Raw genomic sequence first — 18,424 nt, 5'->3', positions numbered from 1 at the left:
AAGCTTTTTTTTTAGGAGATATTAGCCTTTAGTCTAGATTCACCAAAGTTAGGCTAAATTAATGCCTTACAATTATGTTTATCGATTAAATATTAAACAAATGAAGTGAAAGGAGGTAAACGAGGATAAATAACCTGATCTCAGATTAATTTTTTCATAATTAGTTTAGCTTTAAAGCTAAACTAACAGCAGCAATTAAAATGGATATTGTGTAAACATATCATTAATTAAATCATTAAGTGACGCATTACCATTATTCGCTGTAGCATAAGTACGTAAACCGTTAATTTGTATCATCACATGACTTGCTAGCCTTTTAGCATCTTTATCTTGGCTAATTTCACCTAAGCTTTGTGCTTCTTCAATTAAACTCACAAAGGCTTGTTCAATACGCAGCAGTGAACTCCTTGCTGTCGTTAACAATTCTTGGTGTTCATCAGTTAACTCACCAACAGTTTTAGCTAACATGCACATCCCATTTGGCGCATCTTTTTGAGTATCAACAACTTGCATAATTACAAACGCTTTTAAAGCCGCGATAGGTGAGGAGTTTTCTGCTCTACAATCAGCTAGCGCGGAAATACCCATGTCTGTGTAATTTTTTAAAACTTCAAGAAAAAGGCCATCTTTATTGCCAAAAGCAGCATAAATACTACCTGGACGCATATCAATTACATCTTGTAAATTACGCATTGAAGTGGCGTGAAAACCTTTTTTCCAATAAAGATTTGTGGCTTTATTAATTACATCTTGTCTATCAAACTTTGCTGGCTTAGCCATAAAAAACACCTGAGAATATTTAAGTGAACGCTAGTTCAACTATAAAGAAATATATTTTATTAGCAAAACTCATTAGACGCAAACCTCCCTTTAAACTAACTCAATTATTATTCAAAATAAATATTTGAACGAATGTTCACTAATTTTATTGAACGATCGTTCATTATCTTCTATAGTAACTCATATAGAATTAACTTAACGAAATAAAACTAACCCAATAGGAATATAACAATGACTATATTTACACTACACACAGCCGAAACAGCACCAACCAAAAGTAAAGACATTTTAATCGGCGCAGAAAAGCAAATGGGCGCAGTACCTGGCTTATTCGCAGTTATGGCCGAGTCACCACAAACATTAACTGCCTACACACAATTACATCAGTTTTTTACAGAAACATCGCTTGATGCCGAAGAGTTAACCGTTGTTTGGCAAACCATTAATGTTGAGCATGAATGTCATTATTGTGTACCCGCGCATACTGGAATTGCTCATTCAATGAAGGTTGACCCTGCTATAACAGAAGCGTTACGCAATGAAACGGCTTTGCCAACGGCTAAATTACAAGCATTGAGAGACTTTACATTAAGCATGGTTCGAAATCGTGGTAATGTTTCGCAGCAAGATCTTAAAGACTTTTTCACTGCCGGTTACAGTCAACAGCAAGTGTTAGAAATTATCTTAGGTTTATCACAAAAAGTAATTAGCAACTATGTAAACCATGTAGCTAACACCCCTGTAGATCCAATGTTTGAGTCTTTTGCGTGGACTAAGAAGTAACTTAATTAGGTTACTGAGGCTTTGTGCGCTGTTGTGCAAAGGGGTAAATCAGGCTACTTCTGTGGTTAATAGGGGGCTATTAGCTACAGAGTAGTTTTGATTTAACCTCTCATTAGCAGCAACTAAAGAAAATTGTCGCTATAAAGATTATTCCCGTTTCATTAATTATAAATGGAGTTGTCATGACTAAAAAAATCAAATTAGACATCATTTCAGATATCGTTTGTCCGTGGTGTATTATCGGTTACAACCGACTTAAAGTTGCCATTGATGAATTACAGCTTAACGATAAAATTGACATTGAATGGCAACCTTTCGAGCTTAACCCTGATATGCCCGCAGAAGGTGAGCCACTACGCGAACACGTCGCCAGAAAATACGGGGCTTCGCGTGCAGATAGCGATAGCGCCCGCGAAAACATTAGTAAACTAGGCGCAGAGCATAATTTCATATTTAATTACTCTGATGAAACCAAGATGGTTAATACGCTCGATGCCCATATATTGTTAGATTTAGCCGAAAATTTAGGTAAGCAAACCGAACTCAAACTCCGTTTATTCACTGCTTTTTTTACCGAAGGTAAAGATATTTCACTACGTGATGTTTTATTAGCAGAAAGCGATGCAATAGGTATCGACAGAGCTAAAGCAGAGCAAGCGTTAGCTGATACGAGTAACAGTGAAAAAATCAGAGCTATCGAAACACAATGGCATAGCATGGGCGTTTCAAGCGTACCTACAGTGGTTTTTAATCGTACAAGCGCATTAACAGGCGCACAATCGGTTGAGGCTTATAAACAAGTACTTAGCCAATTGCTCGCAGAGCAAAATTAAGACTCAATAGTAACTACAAGGAAGTAGCTTGCTAATTTAGCCTGAATTATGTTTACTTATAGGTTCTTACTAAGCGAATAAATTCCTCCAACAAAAATAATAATGGTTATTATTTAAAACTTATTAACACAGAAACAAGGCTCCCCCAAACTATTTATCAGTACGATCTCTTTGATAATTAATTGACTCAATATATTATTTTCAATACAGTAATTGTAGTTTTGTTAACAGTTAAATAGCTTGTTGCAAGAATATTTAAAAGAATATCTATATTTTTTATGAGGTTATACTTGTCATGTTATTTTTAAATAAAATTAAGATTCAAACACGTATTATAATTTTAGTTTTAATTCCGCTAATTTTTACATTTTTGTTGTCAATAGAAAGACTGAACAATGCATTTACTGAACAAGATAATATCAACAAGTTAGACGTTGTATTAGATTACTCTCAAGTAACCGCTCCGTTGGCTGCAGACGTTATAAAAGAAGCCTTTTATTCACGTTTATATATTGATGCAACGCCAGAAAAAAACATTGCTGGCAAGCCCATGGATGCCAATAAATACTTAGACGAGATGAAAAAAGCGCGAGCTAATGCGTTGTTGAGTCAAAATAAATATTTGAATTTCATTAATGAAAACAAAGAAACCCTTGAACAATTTCAAATACTTAACCAACATATAAATATTATTCGCAATTTAATTGATAAATTTCAATATGTTCGTAATGCAGCTGATGAAAAATCTCATCTATCTAAAAATTACACCTCAGAATTTGGTCGTGATCTACATACCATGTGGGAAATGGAAGTATTAATTAAACGCTTAGTGCTTTCGCTTAATGAGATTGTTGTGATCTCAATGCAAAATCCGCAATTAGGTAAATTATCCAGTGCTTATTACAATTTAGTTGCCGCCAATACAGAATATTCTTTTCATAATAGTTTTGTCTATTTAGCCATTTACAATGCTAGAGATGTTTACACTCACACTCAAATTTATAGTAGCTTTACTAAAAACCAAAATTACTTGGATACCTTTTTAAGCTTTGCCGATGAAGCAACAGCCAAAGCATATAATGAAATGAGAGCTAACAAATACTTTCTAATGGCTGACCAAATTGCTTTACAAGCACGCACAGGTATATACGAGCAACTCAATAAACCATTAAAAGTTGATGCAAGCATAGACTGGGATCGCACCACGGCTGAAATTTTCGACCTTTATCAGCAGACCATGGATGTTGCATTAAATCAGCTTATTGATACAAAAGAAGCGCTAATAGATGACGCTAACCAACGCGTAATAGAAACGTTAATTTTAATGATTCTAGCACTAGTAATCATTGCAATTATTTCATATTTTATTGGTCACAGTATTACTAACCAATTAAAAGCAATGGTTGGCTCTTTTAAGCTGTTAACCACAAACAAAGACATGTCAATCAAACTCGATGCTGACGGTAAAGATGAATTGTCCGAATTAAGTGCGGCGTTTAATAGCTTACTCGAAAGCTTTAATGCAACCCTTGGCTATGTCAAAAATGAAGCTATTGTTATTAACAAAACAACCAGTGATGTTTCCAATGCGATGAATGAATCGTTAGAGCTTTCTGATAGACAACTTCAAGCAACAGATAGTATTTCTGTTGCCATCAATGAAATGACCGCAACGATAGAAGAAGTGTCTAACATGGCATTACAAACCTCTAATGCAGTTCAAAATGCTTACAATATTGCAGTGAAAAGTTCAGATAATGCGGCATTAAGTCAGCAAATGATGGAAAAGTTAACGTTAGAGTTAGGCAACACAAGTCAAGTCGTTAATTCATTAAATCAGGAAACTAGCCTTATTGGCAATGTGTTAAATGTAATACAGGGTATTGCCGAGCAAACTAACTTATTAGCTTTAAATGCTGCTATTGAAGCCGCAAGAGCTGGTGATATGGGTAGAGGCTTTGCGGTTGTCGCAGATGAAGTGAGAAGCTTAGCAGGTCGAACTCAAGAATCGACAGAACAAATTCGTTATCAAATAGAAGCACTTCAAAAAGGTGCAGATGCCGCTACTACCAATATGGATAATTTACAATCTGAAGGTGCTAAAGCTGTGGATATTGTGATTGAAGGTGCTGAAGCGGTAAATATAATGAAAACTGAGCTAGACAACATTATGCAAATGGCTGAACAAATCGCAACGGCAGCTGAACAACAAACGAATGTGTCCAATGAAATCAATGAACGCATACATGCGATCAAAGAAGATGCCGACAAAATCACCTCAAAAACAAATGACACAGCTTCTTCCGCTGAAGGTTTAAAAGAAACCGGCGGTCGCTTAAATGTTTACATTAGTGAATTTAAAATAGACGAAAATTAATTGATGAATGTCGATTATTGTCAGGACGAATCATTCGTCCTGACAACTCACACTTTAGTCTAATTTTACTGATTAACACTTGTCTAAACATCACCAAGACTCTAGATTAGCCATATCACGCGATATTATTCACTTATATTATAAGGCTGAAGCATGAGTATGGATCCTGAACTTTCAGAGATAAGCAGTTTTATTCACAGTATTCCGCCCTTTGACAGCTTACCTAAACAAGTACTTTCGCAACTTGTTCGTGAATTATCAATTAATTACGTTAGAAAATCTGAGCCCTTTCCACCAAAAAGTATCAAAGAAGCCAGACTTTACATCATCAGAAAAGGTGCGATGAGTTGCCTCTCTGCTGATGGTGAATTAGTCAATAAATTAGGCGAAGGAGATTTATGCGATGCTTTTTTTCATGCTAATGTCAGTACCACAGAAAGTAACACCGCGAATGAAAATGTGTTCACTCATACCTTATTGAGTACAAATCAAACCGCCATTGACAATCAGCTGCAAGTGCATACCGATGAAGACTGTTTAATTTACAGTGTTCAAACTAGCGTTATACAGGAAATAGGTGAACGATTTCCGAGCATTAGTGATTACTTCAGCCAAAATTCCGCCCAGCGTCTAAAACGCAAAATGACACAAGTAAATGAAGAGGCAATTTTATCTTCAACCTTAATGAACTCATCGGTAGGTAGCTTTTATCAAAGCCCAGTCGCTTCTATTGACATTGAAAAAACAATTCAACAAGCTGCTATACAAATGAATGAACAAGGTTATTCTTGTTTAGTGGTAACGGAAAAAGGCACCTCTGTTGGTATTGTTACCGACAAAGATATTCGTCGTCGCTGTGTCGCTACAGGGTTAGCTACTAGCGAAAAAATTAGCAGTATAATGACAACAGATATGTGCAGTATTGACATTAAAAATAATGCTTACGACGCACTAATGATGATGACCGCAAAGCATATTCATCATCTTCCTGTCACCAAATATGGCAACCTTGTTGGCATGGTCACTGTTACCGACCTCATTAATAATGAAGGCCATAATGCGATTAATTTATCTAGCATTATTCATAAAGCGCAAACTGTTCAACAATTAGCTGAAATAAGTCACTTATTACCTAAATTACAAATACGCTTAGCTAAATTAGGTAGCAGTGCAGATCATGTTGGTAAAAGTGTTAGTGCAATCACCATGGCGTTTACCAAACGTTTAATAGAATTAGCAGAATATAAATATGGACCAGCCCCTGTACCTTATGCATGGTTAGCTGCCGGCTCGCAAGCTCGACAAGAGCAATTAGCACATTCAGATCAAGACAACGCAATTATTATTTCAGACACCATGAAACCGTATGACGATGCGTGGTTTGAAAGCCTAGCCGATTTTGTCTGTGATGGTTTAGCTGAGTGTGGTTTTATATATTGCCCTGGCGATATTATGGCAACTAATCCAAAATGGCGACAGCCACAAAGAGTTTGGCATAAATACTTTAGTGACTGGGTCGGTACGCCAAGCCCACAAGCGTTATTAAATAGTAGTGTTTTCTTTGATTTAGAGACCATTTACGGTGATGCATCAATACTTCGCAACGTAAGAAAAAAACTATTAAAACAAACCAAGCAAAACACTTTGTTTATTGCTCACTTATCTAAAAATGCATTAAGTTTGCGTCCTCCTCTAGGTTTTTTTCGTGATTTTGTTTTAAAGCCCAATGGTAAACATAAAGCTACCCTTGATTTAAAACACAATGGCATTGCCCCCGTTGTTGACTTAGCCCGTATTTACGCGCTTGCCGAAGGTATTAGCGCAGTAAATACTATTGAACGTATTCAACAAGCAGCAGGCACACCATCACTCACTAAAGCTTCAGCAGAAAACTTAATTGATGCGTACGAATTTCTTGGTATGTTACGAGTAGAGCATCAAGCAAAATGTTTAATGCGCGGGGAAAGTGCCGACAATTATTTATCACCTAAAGACATTTCTAAATTAGAACGGGAACATCTTAAAGATGCATTTAAAGTAATTAAAAGCTTACAAGACGCTAGGCAGTCGAGCTACCAATGATTAATGCTACGATCGGAAATTCCTCTTTATTTTCATGGTTATTGGGTTATGAAGCCCAACGTAAACGTCTTTTTAAAAAGGCACCCGCAGGAGCTTTACGTAATTTTTTAGCCGTACCTGTTATCAGTATAAACACGCCCATTGATGATATTGAGATATTAGCAGTAGATTTTGAAACCACTGGTTTAGATGCTACTCGCGACAAGTTACTTAGCGTGGGGTTTGTAAACTTAAAACAACAGCAAATCGCACTCAATACTTGCTATCATCAAATTATTAAAACGAAAGCGCAGTTAGAAGAAAGTAACGTCATTATTCATCACATTACCGACAGCCAAAAAGAGCAAGGTAAATCTTTAAAAGAGGTAGTTGAAGCGCTGTTGAAAGCATTAGCAGGTAAAGTAATGTTAGTGCATTTTGCCCGTATTGAAAGGCAATTTTTAACACAAGCTTGTTATGAATTGTATGGCATGGCACCAGTGTTTCCTATTATTGATACCTTAGCAATAGAAAAACGCCGTTTAGATAAACGTGATGTTGCTTATGATCCTTCCGAATTACGCCTGAGCAACTTACGCCATAAATTTGAGTTACCTGAACACCATGCACATGACGCACTGTCTGATGCCATTGCTACCGCAGAATTATTTATGGCACAAATGAGTAAAGCTAATAAAGATGGGAAAACTACGTTACGGGATGTTCTTTTATAGTAAGTAATAACTAAGCTGCATTGGTATTACACAATTGAAAATATGATTACTATAGCTTTTGTTAATCATTATTACACCTAGCCCCTTTCAAATAAATCCACAAATAAAGAGCTTTCTCTCTGCGCGTCTTGCGTTACAATCAAACTAATACGGACAATACAAATACCAAGAAAATCATTATCAAGAGAATCTTTCGCTAAAGGATACACATGAGTAACTTATTCACTTCTGATCTAACTTCTTTAATAAATACGCAAAGTACAGGCACGCCATTAACCATTATAAACGAAACTGTTTATACCACTTGGCTTGAAAATCAAGATCCACAAAACCAAGCCTGGTTAGCAAACACCCAATATAGCGGCAAAGGTTTAGCCTTGCTACCGAACAATCAGGGTGAACTTAGCCAAGTACTCTTTGTAGTAAATAATGCTAGTGATTTTTTTGCCTGCGGCGATCTCATTAAACAATTACCCGAAGGTCAATATTTATTACAATCTTCACCTGAGAATATAGAAGCAATAACTTTTGGCTGGTTAGTTGGCGCTTACAACTATGATAGATACGTTAGTAATAAAAGTGATAAAAAGCTGGCATCATTAGCATTAGGCAAGGTAAATAATAGTACCGATATAGTGACCAAGGCTATTCGTTTTGCACAAGCAACTGCCCTTACCCGTGATTTAATTAACACTCCAGCAGCAGACATGATGCCAGAGCACTTAGCCCAAGCAACCGATGATTTAGCGACACAATATAACGCTAAAGTAATCCATATTATTGGTGATGAATTATTAACACAAAATTACCCAACCATTCACGCCGTTGGTAGAGCCAGCGTACATACACCGCGCCTAATCGATTTGCGTTGGGGCGATAGTAACAACCCAAAAATAACCTTAGTAGGTAAAGGTGTTTGCTTTGACAGTGGCGGTTTAGATATAAAACCATCTGCTGGTATGCGTACCATGAAAAAAGACATGGGCGGCTCGGCGCACGTATTAGGTTTAGCACAACTGATTATGGCGCATAATTTACCTATTAACTTACGTGTATTAATTCCTGCAGTAGAAAATGCCGTGTCGAATAATGCCTTTCGCCCTGGTGACGTAATTACTACCCGTAAAGGGCTTACCGTTGAGATACATAACACAGATGCTGAAGGTCGTTTAGTCTTGTGTGATGCCTTAGCTGAAGCTGAAAACGACGAGCCTGAATTAATTATTGATTTTGCTACCTTAACAGGCGCAATGCGCGTTGCGTTAGGTACCGAATTACCAGGTTTTTTCGCTAATAATGACGACGTAGCAGCCGGCATTACCCTAGCGGGTAATAAAATTAGCGATCCTGTTTGGCGGATGCCGCTGTATAGTCCTTACGATAATTTATTTAGTAGCTCAATTGCAGATATGACTAACTGCGCGGCGCAACCTTTTGGTGGCGCTATTACCGCAGCATTATATTTACAGCGTTTTGTTGAAAAAACTGACTGGGTACATTTTGATGTTATGGCATTTAATATTCGCCATTTATCAGGCCGTCCATTAGGTGGTGAAGCATTTGGTATTCGTGCTGTTTTTGATTATTTACAAGCGCGTTTTAACTAAAATTCATACACATAAGCGACAAAAAATTAAAGCATTCAACACGAAAGCAAAGGACTAACAATGTACAAAGCGTTAATTGCACTCAAAAATACCGTCAACTTTCAGTTATCTTTAGTCGCTAAATTGAGTTTAATTTACAGTGTTATTAGTTGTTCAAACGTTATAGCTGAACAGCTAAATACTACTAAACAATCGACCACATTATTTACCGCCGAAAAGCTTGCAACACTGCAATCAATAAGGCAAGCGCAAGTTAGCCCTAGTGGTGAGTTTGTGGCTTTTATCCGCTCTGTGCCTCGTGAAATTTATATTGAAAAAAATGGCAAAAATTGGAGCGAACTCTATTTAGTTGACAATCACGGTAAAGAGCGAGCATTTGTTACTGGTAAGGTAAATATAAACAACATTCAATGGTCTGCTGATGGCTCATTAATTTATTTTTTAGCGAAAATGAAAAATGATGAGTTTACCGCCCTTTATCAAATTGCAGTTGATGGTGGGCAAGCACAACAAGCTATCGCGCTCAAAGACACCAATATAAGCCAATACACAGTAAACCGCGATAACAGTAAAATTGCATTGCTAGCCAAAAAAGCCAAAGACAAATCGGTAAAAAAACTAAAAGAGCTAGGCTTTAAAGCTGAAGTTTTTGAAGAAGAGTTAAGTAACCAGTTTTTATACGTTATCAATATTAATCCGTCTGATAAATCTGCATTAGCCTCCAATAAAAGCCTTAGCCCACAAGCATGGGATATTAAAGGCAGTGTTTCTGCTGTTCGCTTTTCACCAAACGGTAGCGACTTATTAGTAAAAACACAGCCTACGCCATTAATTGATGACAAATACATGAAGTCAAAGTGGCATATTGTTGATATAGCTAGCCAAGAAATTAAAACAACCTTTGTAACCGAAGGTAAGTTAGGCGCTGCCGAATTTTCTTATGACGGAAAATATGTTGCCTTGCTCGGCGCGCAAGACCAGCATGATCCGGCTTTAGGGCGCTTATATATTGCTAATGCCAATTCAGGTAATGTTGCCAATTGGTTACCTAATTTTAACGGTCACGTTAGTGACTTTGAATGGGCAAATTCGCGCAATGAGTTACTCTTTATTGCCGATATTGGCACCCAGTCTATTATTGCTAACATCAAACCTGGATCTAGCGATTACACCACAGTTATTGACGTTGGCAGCTTTATCGCCAGCAATTTAAGTATTTCTGATTCTGACAAAACGGTGGCAATTAGAGGCAATACCGCACAACACCCTAATGAAGTTTTTTTACTGCGCGGTACACAACACGCCCGTTTAACCTATTCAAATGCTTGGTTAACCGACTTACCATTAGCCAAACAAGAAAGTATCACTATTCAAGCACGCGATGGTATAGAGGTAGGCGGCGTATTAGTTTACCCGCTCAACTATAAAGAAGGTCAACGTTACCCATTAATTATGTCGGTGCATGGTGGCCCTGAAAGTCATGTAAAAGATGGTTGGCTTACAGGTTACGCAAGCCCTGGACAATTAGCTGCCGCACAAGATTACCTGGTTTTTTATCCAAACTATCGAGGTAGCACCGGCCAAGGTGTCAACTACTCCAAATTAGGTCAAAACGATTATGCAGGCAAAGAATTTGATGATTTAGTCGATTTAAAAAATCACCTCGTCAATATAGGTTTAGCCGACGAGAAAAAAGTAGGTATTACCGGTGGTTCTTATGGTGGCTACGCTGCCGCTTGGGGGGCAACCAAATTAACTAAACATTTTGCCGCCAGCGTTATGTTTGTTGGTATAGCAAATCAATTATCAAAGTTTGGTACTACCGACATTCCTAATGAGATGCACTTAGTACACGCCCGCTCTTATCCGTGGGAAAAATGGCAATGGTATTTAGAACGCAGTCCTATTTATTGGGCTAAACAATCAAAAACTCCCTTGTTAATTATGCACGGTAAAGCAGATCCTCGCGTACACCCCGCACAATCATTAGAAATGTACCGTTATATGAAAGTCCACGGTAAAACCGTACGCTTGGTTTATTATCCTGATGAAGGTCATGGCAACAAACGTGCTGCAGCAAAATATGACTACAACTTACGGTTAATGCGCTGGATGGATAACTATTTAAAGCACGGCAATAAAACAATGCCTAGCCCAGACTTGCCCCATCAAATAAATTTAAAGCAATACACTAAAGCAAGTGTTACAGAGCATAAAGAGTCAACTACTGCTGATTAAGTTAAAGGGGCATTAATCGCGATTTGTTAACTTCTTAAATTTAAACCATGTTCAAATAGTCTAAAGAAAGAGTAACCGTTCTTTCTTTAGATACCCCTTTGTTAGTGTCTCAACACCACAATAGTATTGAGGCAATCATGCTAGCAAGCTCTTATAAACTGCTTGGTTAACTTCTTCGATACAATACATACTTAACTCGAACTATTCTTTTTTCTTAACAATGTAGACTTAGGTCTAATTTATTTTGTTCACTTTACACTCTAACTTATGATCGTATTGAAAAACGTAACAATAAAAAATACACATATAATAAGTCCAACCAAAATTGGTGAACAATAAAGGGAATATCATGCTTAATAATTCTATGTTTAAAAAAACTACGTTTAAAGTTAAAAGATTAGCATTAGCAACTAGCTTACTAGCCGTTACAGCTGCTGCTAACGCTAGCTATACAATTAAATTAGATGACGGTGACAGTTTAACTTTTGGTGGTTACATTAAAGTTGATGCGCGCTATATGAACGGTAATATTGCCGCCAATGATTACTTTTATGGTGGTGGTACAGTTTTAGACAGTGATATTTCAAACTTTGGCATTTCAGCCAACGAAACACGTTTTAATACCAAATATACCCATGGCGACGTAACCGGTTTTATTGAAATTGATTTTTATGGTGACGGTGTTGCTGGTGGTGGTAATGAAATTATCTCAAACTCTTCAAAACCACGTTTACGTCACGCCTTTGTTAAATACAAAGATATTTTAGTCGGTCAAACTTGGACTACTTTTCAAAACACTAGCTCACTTGCTGAAGCGGCCGATTTTGCAGGGCCTTTAGTGGCTTCTGCCTTTATTCGTCAGGGACAGATTCGTTATACCAATGGCGGTTTACAACTGTCTATTGAAAACCCTGAAACGTATGGTGGTGTTCACGGCGATGACTCAATCCCTGATTTTATTGGTAAATACACCTTTTCTGGCGATTGGGGTAACGTTTCAGTTGCTGGTTTAGTCCGTCAATTACAAACTACCGGCGGCTCTGAAACTGGAGTAGGCGTTGGTGTTGCAGGTCGTATTAATACCTTTGGCAAAGATGATGTACGTTTCCAAGTACACGCAGGTAACACGGGTCGTTATGTTGGCGTTACTGCTGCCACCGATGTGGTTGGTGATGAAGTAGAAGAATCAGTCTCAATTATGGTTGCTTATCGCCACTTTTGGAATGAAACCCTACGTAGCTCAGTATTTTATGGTAATACCACAACAGATCTAAGTGATAGAGATCGTTCTCACTTTGGCGTTAACTTATTCCAAAGTCTGACTAAACAGCTTTCTGTTGGTGTTGAAGTAGGTAATTTTGATATGGCTAACGCCACTTCGGCTTCCGGTACAACTACTGGCGGCGATTCAACCTACGTACAATTATCAACAAAGTTCGTATTGTAAGTTAACGTAAATATTTAATGTAAAATTTTTGCATTGTTTAACCTCCTTGAGGTTATTTTATTGGGAAGCTTTGGCTTCCCTTTTTTTATACAAAAACTAAACATATCTCTTATTCGCACTCTAATTCTCGCTTAGCTGTATTTCTTATCTATAATTAACCTAAATCTTTAAAATCGTACCTATATTAACACTTTAATTAGGCACTATAGTTATCGACTAAACTTAGTTTCAGGCTCAGCTTAAAAATTATTACTAAAAATATTAGCACTAGCATTTATTAGTTAAAAAAGGATAAAAAATGGATTTCTTACGAAAGTTTACTATACAGCAAAGATTAAGCGCATTAGCCGCATTATTCATCATAGGCCTCATTGTGCTTGATACCATGAGCTTGTCAGAAGAATACCAATTAATGCTTAAACAAAAACAGCAAGCCACTAAAGAGCTTGTTGATAGTACTTACGGTGTAATAGAACACTATTATGCTTTACAAAAAGCGGGTGAGCTCAGTGAAGGTGACGCAAAACAACAGGCATTAAATGTTATTGCCGCTATGCGTTACGACAGTACTAATTATTTTTGGGTGAATGATTTTAAACCGAATATGATAATGCACCCAATTAACGCTAAATTGAACGGTAAAGATATATCCAACTTTAAAGATCCCGACGGCAAACGCTTATTTGTAGAAATGGTGAAAGTCACTAAAGCAGAGGGTGAAGGTTACGTTTATTACAAATGGGCAAAAGCTGGTTTCGATAAGCCTATAGACAAAATCAGTTTTGTTAAAGGTTTTACTCCTTGGCAATGGATTATTGGCTCAGGTACTTATTTAGATGATATTGATGTAAGTTTTGCTAAACAACGTAATTTAGTAATAACCAACAGCATCATTATTATTTTAGCCATAATTGCAATAAGTTACTTTATCGGTCAAAGCATCATACTACCTAGCCGCTCTGCTGCTGAATTAATGAAAGATATAGCTCAAGGTGAAGGCGACTTAACACAATCTTTAGACGCAACAGGTCATGATGAAATATCACACCTTTCTAAATACTTTAATGAATTTACTCGCAAGATTCGTCAATCATTACAAGATGTAGCTAATAACACTAGCCAAGTTCTTGAGCATTCCGATGCCGTTGCTGGAGCAAGTGAAGCGGTACAAACACTAATACAAAACCAAAATGACATTACCGCACAAGTTGCAACAGCAATGGAAGAAATGAGCTCACAAATCAAAGAAGTTAGTGATAATGCTAGTTCAGCTGAACATGCAGCTAACGAAGCAAGAACTAACACCTCTGATGGTAAGCAAATAATCTCAAATACCATCAATCAAATGCAGTCATTATCAACCAACATTGATGAAGTGAGTCAAGTTATCGCAAGTTTAGCGTCTGAAAGCGACAACATTGGCTCTGTACTCGATGTAATCAGAGGCATTGCTGAACAAACCAATTTATTAGCATTAAATGCTGCTATTGAAGCCGCGAGAGCAGGTGAGCAAGGCCGAGGTTTTGCTGTTGTTGCCGACGAAGTACGTACTTTAGCTAATAGAACAGAACAAAGTACTAATGAAATTCAGCAAATGATTCAAAAATTACAGTCTGGCGCACAAGAAGCGGTTGCCGCTGTAAAAATTAGCCAAAATATTTCCATGCAAACAGTAGAACACACCAGTAAAGCAGATGACTCATTAACTGAAATAGATAAACTGATGGAGCTTATTTCAGATATGAATACTCAAATTGCTCGCGCAACAGAGCAGCAAAGCCAAGCAGCGAGTGAAATCAACTTACGAATTAATGATCTTGCTGGTATGGCTGATGAATCCCTAGCTACCACGGAAATCTTGGGTGCCACAAGTCAAGAGTTAAAAGGCAGTAGTAACGGCATGTCGGAAGTGGTTAGTCGATTTAAAATATAACTGTAATAAGTTTATCGACGAGCATAAAAAAGCCAGTAATACTTATCAAGGTATTACTGGCTAAACCATCAAAAACATATAATAGAAACTTAAAGTGCTCAGTTAATGTGTGGTCCTGAAGCACACCATTAAATTCACACTTTAAAAAGTAAGGTTGGCACTTAGTGGCTATGCGTCCTGAAACATAACCACCAAGCTCCGTGCTTTGCTATAACTTATTAAGTGAGAGAGCATTCACCGCTTAAGTAATCTAGCAAATGAAACTTAGTCGTTATGTGTCCTGAAGCATAATTACTAAGTTCCTTTCCTTACCGTTACTTATTTAGTGAGAGAGCATTCACTTACTAAGCAACGAAACAAATGATAATCATTCTCATTACGTTAGTCAACACTATTTGTACAATTAATTTAAAATAATTGATAAATGTAGTTAACTTAGCTGAATATGTCATCTTCGAAGTCTCTAGTCGAAGATCCATTACCTTTTTAAGAATTGGATCCCCGATTAATACACCACGGGGATGACGCAACTGAGTCAGTGCATATAACCTAGAACATAAAGCGTAAAATAAGTATTCGTTAAGTTAACGCCTTATTTCTTTAACTTCGCAAAAGCATCCGCAAAAGCGTTACCCATTGCTGCATTATCTACTTTTTTAGGTTTAGACTGGGGCGCAGTGTTTCTTTGCTTGTTATGGTTGTTTTTCGATTGCGTTTTATCTGCTGCATTAGTTTTAACGTAAGCTGGTTTGCTGGCTTTTTCACTTACTTCTTCATCTAAACGCATGGTTAAGCTAATACGTTTACGAGCAACATCAACTTCAACCACTTTTACTTTAACAATATCGCCCGCTTTAACAACCTCACGCGGATCGCTCACAAACTTATTAGTAATGGATGAAATGTGTACTAAGCCGTCTTGGTGAACACCAATATCAACAAAAGCACCAAAGTTAGCCACATTAGAAACTACCCCTTCAAGTATTAAACCTGGGGTTAAATCTGCCATAGTAGTTACGCCGTCGGCAAAGGTTGCCATTTTAAATTCAGGACGTGGATCTCGACTTGGTTTAGCTAGTTCTTTGATAATTTCATTAATAGTAATTTCACCAACATTTGCATCAGTTAACTGACTAACGTCGAGAGAGTTTAATTGTTCGCTATTATTCAGAACACTATTAACATCCAAATTTAATTGGTTAATAATCTTCTCAACCACAGGATAACTTTCAGGATGCAATGCTGATTGATCTAACGGGTTATCGCCGTCAGTAATACGTAAAAAACCTGCGGCTTGTTCAAAAGCTTTTGGCCCTAAACGAGCAACTTTTTTAAGTTGTTTACGGTTATTAAAGCGACCTTCGCTATCTCGAAAAGCCACAATGTTATTTGCCATGGTTTTATTTAAACCTGACACACGTGTTAATAAAGCCGCTGAGGCGCTATTTAAATCAACACCGACGGCGTTTACACAATCTTCAACCACATCATCAAGGGTTTTGCTTAACTGGCTTTGGCTGACGTCATGTTGATATTGACCAACACCTATGGCTTTTGGATCTATTTTCACCAACTCGGCAAGTGGATCTTGCAAACGTCTGGCGATAGATACCGCACCACGAATAGATACATCTAGATCAGGAAATTCATTGGCGGCAAATTCAGAAGCCGAATACACCGAAGCGCCCGCTTCACTAACAATCATTTTGGTTAATTTGATTTTGCTTTCTTCAGCTTTAAAGCTTTGAATTACTTCAGCAACAAGCTTGTCACTTTCACGCGATCCGGTACCGTTGCCAATTGCCACTAATTCGACTTTAAACTGGCGACAAACATTAACTAAAGTACGGATTGATTTGTCCCAATGGTTTTGCGGTGCGTGTGGGAATATAGTGGCGGTATGTAAGAGTTTTCCTGTGCCATCAACAACAGCAATTTTACAACCGGTGCGTAAGCCCGGATCTAAGCCTAAAGTTACCAATGCGCCAGCAGGAGCCGCCATTAATAAATCAGCCAAGTTGTTAGAGAAAACATCAATGGCTTGAGTTTCAGCTTGTTCGCGCAACGCAGTAATTAACTCGGTACTTAAACTAACGCTTAATTTTGCTTTCCAAGTCAATAGTATTGTTTTAGTTAAAAACTCAGCCGCAGCTTGTTTATTTCCTGAGGTTAAACAACGTAATGTTAAATGCTCAATAATAATATGTTCAGCACTACTAAAGGTTGTTGACTCTTGTCCTGGGTCAACATCAATACTGAGTTGTAAGAAACCTTCATTTTTGCCGCGTAACATGGCCAGCATACGATGCGACGGCACCGTTTTTAATTTTTCACTGTGCTCAAAATAATCACGGAATTTAGCGCCCGCTTTATCTTGTCCTTTAACGACCTTACTCGTTAAATACGCTTGTTTTAGTAAATGATTACGTAATTTAGCAAGTAAACTAGCATCTTCACTAAAGCGCTCAGCTAAAATATAACTAGCACCTTCAAGCACAGACTTTTCATCGGCAAAACCTTCCGCAGCATTAATAAAAGCTTTAGCTTCTGTTTCAGGGTTAAGCTGCCAATTATTAAATAATTTATTCGCTAATGGCTCAATGCCTGCTTCACAAGCTATTTTACCCTTAGTGCGACGTTTTGGTTTATAGGGTAAATATAAATCTTCTAAACTGGTTTTGTTATCGGCTTGGCTAATTAACCTTTCAAGCTCAGGTGTTAGCTTATCTTGTTGTTTGATACTGGTTAGAATAACTTGGCGGCGATCGGCCAATTCACGTAAATAACTTAAACGCTGGGCTAAGTGACGAAGGTGTCCGTCATCTAAACCTTGCGTAGCTTCTTTACGATAGCGAGCAATAAATGGCACGGTTGAGCCATCATCAAGTAGGGAAATAGCGGCATTAACTTGTACCGCGTTAACATTGAGTTCTTGAGCGATTTGCTCGGCAATCGTTAACATTAAAAGACAGTTCCAACAAAGTAATAGTTGGCTGCATCATAACAGAAAACCCTAATTACGAAAATTAAACTGAGATGACAAGAAACATCAGCAATACTGCTGCCTCATATTACTGCGTATACACTGTCGTTACCACGCGGAGCGTGGGAACGAGTAAACCTAGTCTTTGTTATATTCAATGCTTACGACAACCCATTCTTTAATGCTTTCGGGGGTTTTTACAAATACATCATCATCTACTTCTTTTTTCAAGCAGGCTCGTGCCATTGGCGAGTCTATCGAGATGTAGTCGTTGCGGCCGTATATTTCTTCGGGGCCAACAATACGAAATTTTAATATCTCGCCTTGCTCATTTTCAAGTGCAACCCAAGCGCCAAAGAATATTTTGCCGTCTTGCTGGGGATGGTAATCAACCACTTTAATTTGTTCTAATGTTTTTGTTAAAAAGCGTACTCTGCGGTCTATTTCACGTAAACGACGTTTATTATACTGGTAATCAGCATTTTCTGATCGGTCACCTAAACTTGCTGCCCATGATACTTTTTTAGTGGTTTCAGGGCGTTCAATGCGCCATAAGTCATTAAGTTCTTGTTGTAGCTTTTGATAGCCTGCACGAGTAATTATTTGAGTTTTCATTGGTTTTTATCTTAACATTTTAGATGTGCGGTT

General features: G+C 37.7%; 12 protein-coding genes. 9 read left to right on the top strand and 3 right to left on the bottom strand.

What is annotated here, in order from left to right:
• Window positions 1-195: 195 nt before the first annotated feature.
• Window positions 196-780 carry a TetR/AcrR family transcriptional regulator gene (locus KO502_RS14385; RefSeq protein ID WP_216023259.1) on the bottom strand — a complete coding sequence of 195 codons (585 nt, stop codon included), beginning with the start codon at window positions 778-780 and terminating at the stop codon, window positions 196-198.
• A 231-nt stretch (window positions 781-1,011) separates the two neighbouring features.
• Here KO502_RS14385 and KO502_RS14380 point away from each other — a divergent pair, with 231 nt between their 5' ends.
• The 9 genes from KO502_RS14380 to KO502_RS14340 all read left to right on the top strand — a co-directional run bounded on the left by KO502_RS14380 (window position 1,012) and on the right by KO502_RS14340 (window position 14,793).
• Window positions 1,012-1,563, top strand: a complete 552-nt coding sequence (locus KO502_RS14380) for a carboxymuconolactone decarboxylase family protein (RefSeq protein ID WP_216023258.1) — start codon at window positions 1,012-1,014, stop codon at window positions 1,561-1,563.
• Window positions 1,564-1,745: 182 nt separating this feature from the next.
• Window positions 1,746-2,396: a DsbA family oxidoreductase gene (locus KO502_RS14375; protein ID WP_216023257.1), complete on the top strand. Its 651-nt coding sequence runs from the start codon at window positions 1,746-1,748 to the stop codon at window positions 2,394-2,396.
• 373 nt (window positions 2,397-2,769) lie between these two features.
• Window positions 2,770-4,773 (top strand): methyl-accepting chemotaxis protein, encoded by a 2,004-nt coding sequence (locus KO502_RS14370; RefSeq protein ID WP_216023256.1) that lies wholly within the window; start codon window positions 2,770-2,772, stop codon window positions 4,771-4,773.
• Window positions 4,774-4,932: 159 nt separating this feature from the next.
• Window positions 4,933-6,855: a putative nucleotidyltransferase substrate binding domain-containing protein gene (locus tag KO502_RS14365; protein ID WP_216023299.1), complete on the top strand. Its 1,923-nt coding sequence runs from the start codon at window positions 4,933-4,935 to the stop codon at window positions 6,853-6,855.
• Window positions 6,852-7,568: an exonuclease domain-containing protein gene (locus tag KO502_RS14360; RefSeq protein WP_216023255.1), complete on the top strand. Its 717-nt coding sequence runs from the start codon at window positions 6,852-6,854 to the stop codon at window positions 7,566-7,568. Before KO502_RS14365 ends, KO502_RS14360 begins: the two co-directional genes overlap by 4 nt.
• A gap of 209 nt (window positions 7,569-7,777) precedes the next feature.
• Entirely contained in the window at window positions 7,778-9,175 is a 1,398-nt protein-coding gene (locus KO502_RS14355) for a leucyl aminopeptidase family protein (protein WP_216023254.1), read from the top strand.
• A 60-nt stretch (window positions 9,176-9,235) separates the two neighbouring features.
• A complete protein-coding gene (locus tag KO502_RS14350; RefSeq protein WP_216023253.1) occupies window positions 9,236-11,413 on the top strand; it encodes a S9 family peptidase in 2,178 nt (725 codons plus the stop codon).
• A 364-nt stretch (window positions 11,414-11,777) separates the two neighbouring features.
• On the top strand, window positions 11,778-12,860 hold the full coding sequence (locus KO502_RS14345; protein WP_216023298.1) for a DcaP family trimeric outer membrane transporter: 1,083 nt from the start codon (window positions 11,778-11,780) through the stop codon (window positions 12,858-12,860).
• A 298-nt stretch (window positions 12,861-13,158) separates the two neighbouring features.
• Window positions 13,159-14,793: a methyl-accepting chemotaxis protein gene (locus KO502_RS14340; protein ID WP_216023252.1), complete on the top strand. Its 1,635-nt coding sequence runs from the start codon at window positions 13,159-13,161 to the stop codon at window positions 14,791-14,793.
• Between the two features lie 592 nt (window positions 14,794-15,385).
• Here the strand turns inward: KO502_RS14340 and KO502_RS14335 are convergent.
• Entirely contained in the window at window positions 15,386-17,755 is a 2,370-nt protein-coding gene (locus KO502_RS14335; protein WP_216023251.1) for a Tex family protein, read from the bottom strand.
• Between the two features lie 159 nt (window positions 17,756-17,914).
• A complete protein-coding gene (gene greB / locus KO502_RS14330) occupies window positions 17,915-18,391 on the bottom strand; it encodes a transcription elongation factor GreB (protein ID WP_216023250.1) in 477 nt (158 codons plus the stop codon).
• Between the last annotated feature and the right edge of the window lie 33 nt (window positions 18,392-18,424).

Origin of the sequence: Colwellia sp. E2M01 (assembly GCF_018860585.1) — a bacterium.
In the GTDB taxonomy this organism is placed as follows: domain Bacteria; phylum Pseudomonadota; class Gammaproteobacteria; order Enterobacterales; family Alteromonadaceae; genus Colwellia.
Note: the sequence above shows the minus strand (reverse complement) of the source record. Positions and strands in the feature narration are given on the sequence as shown.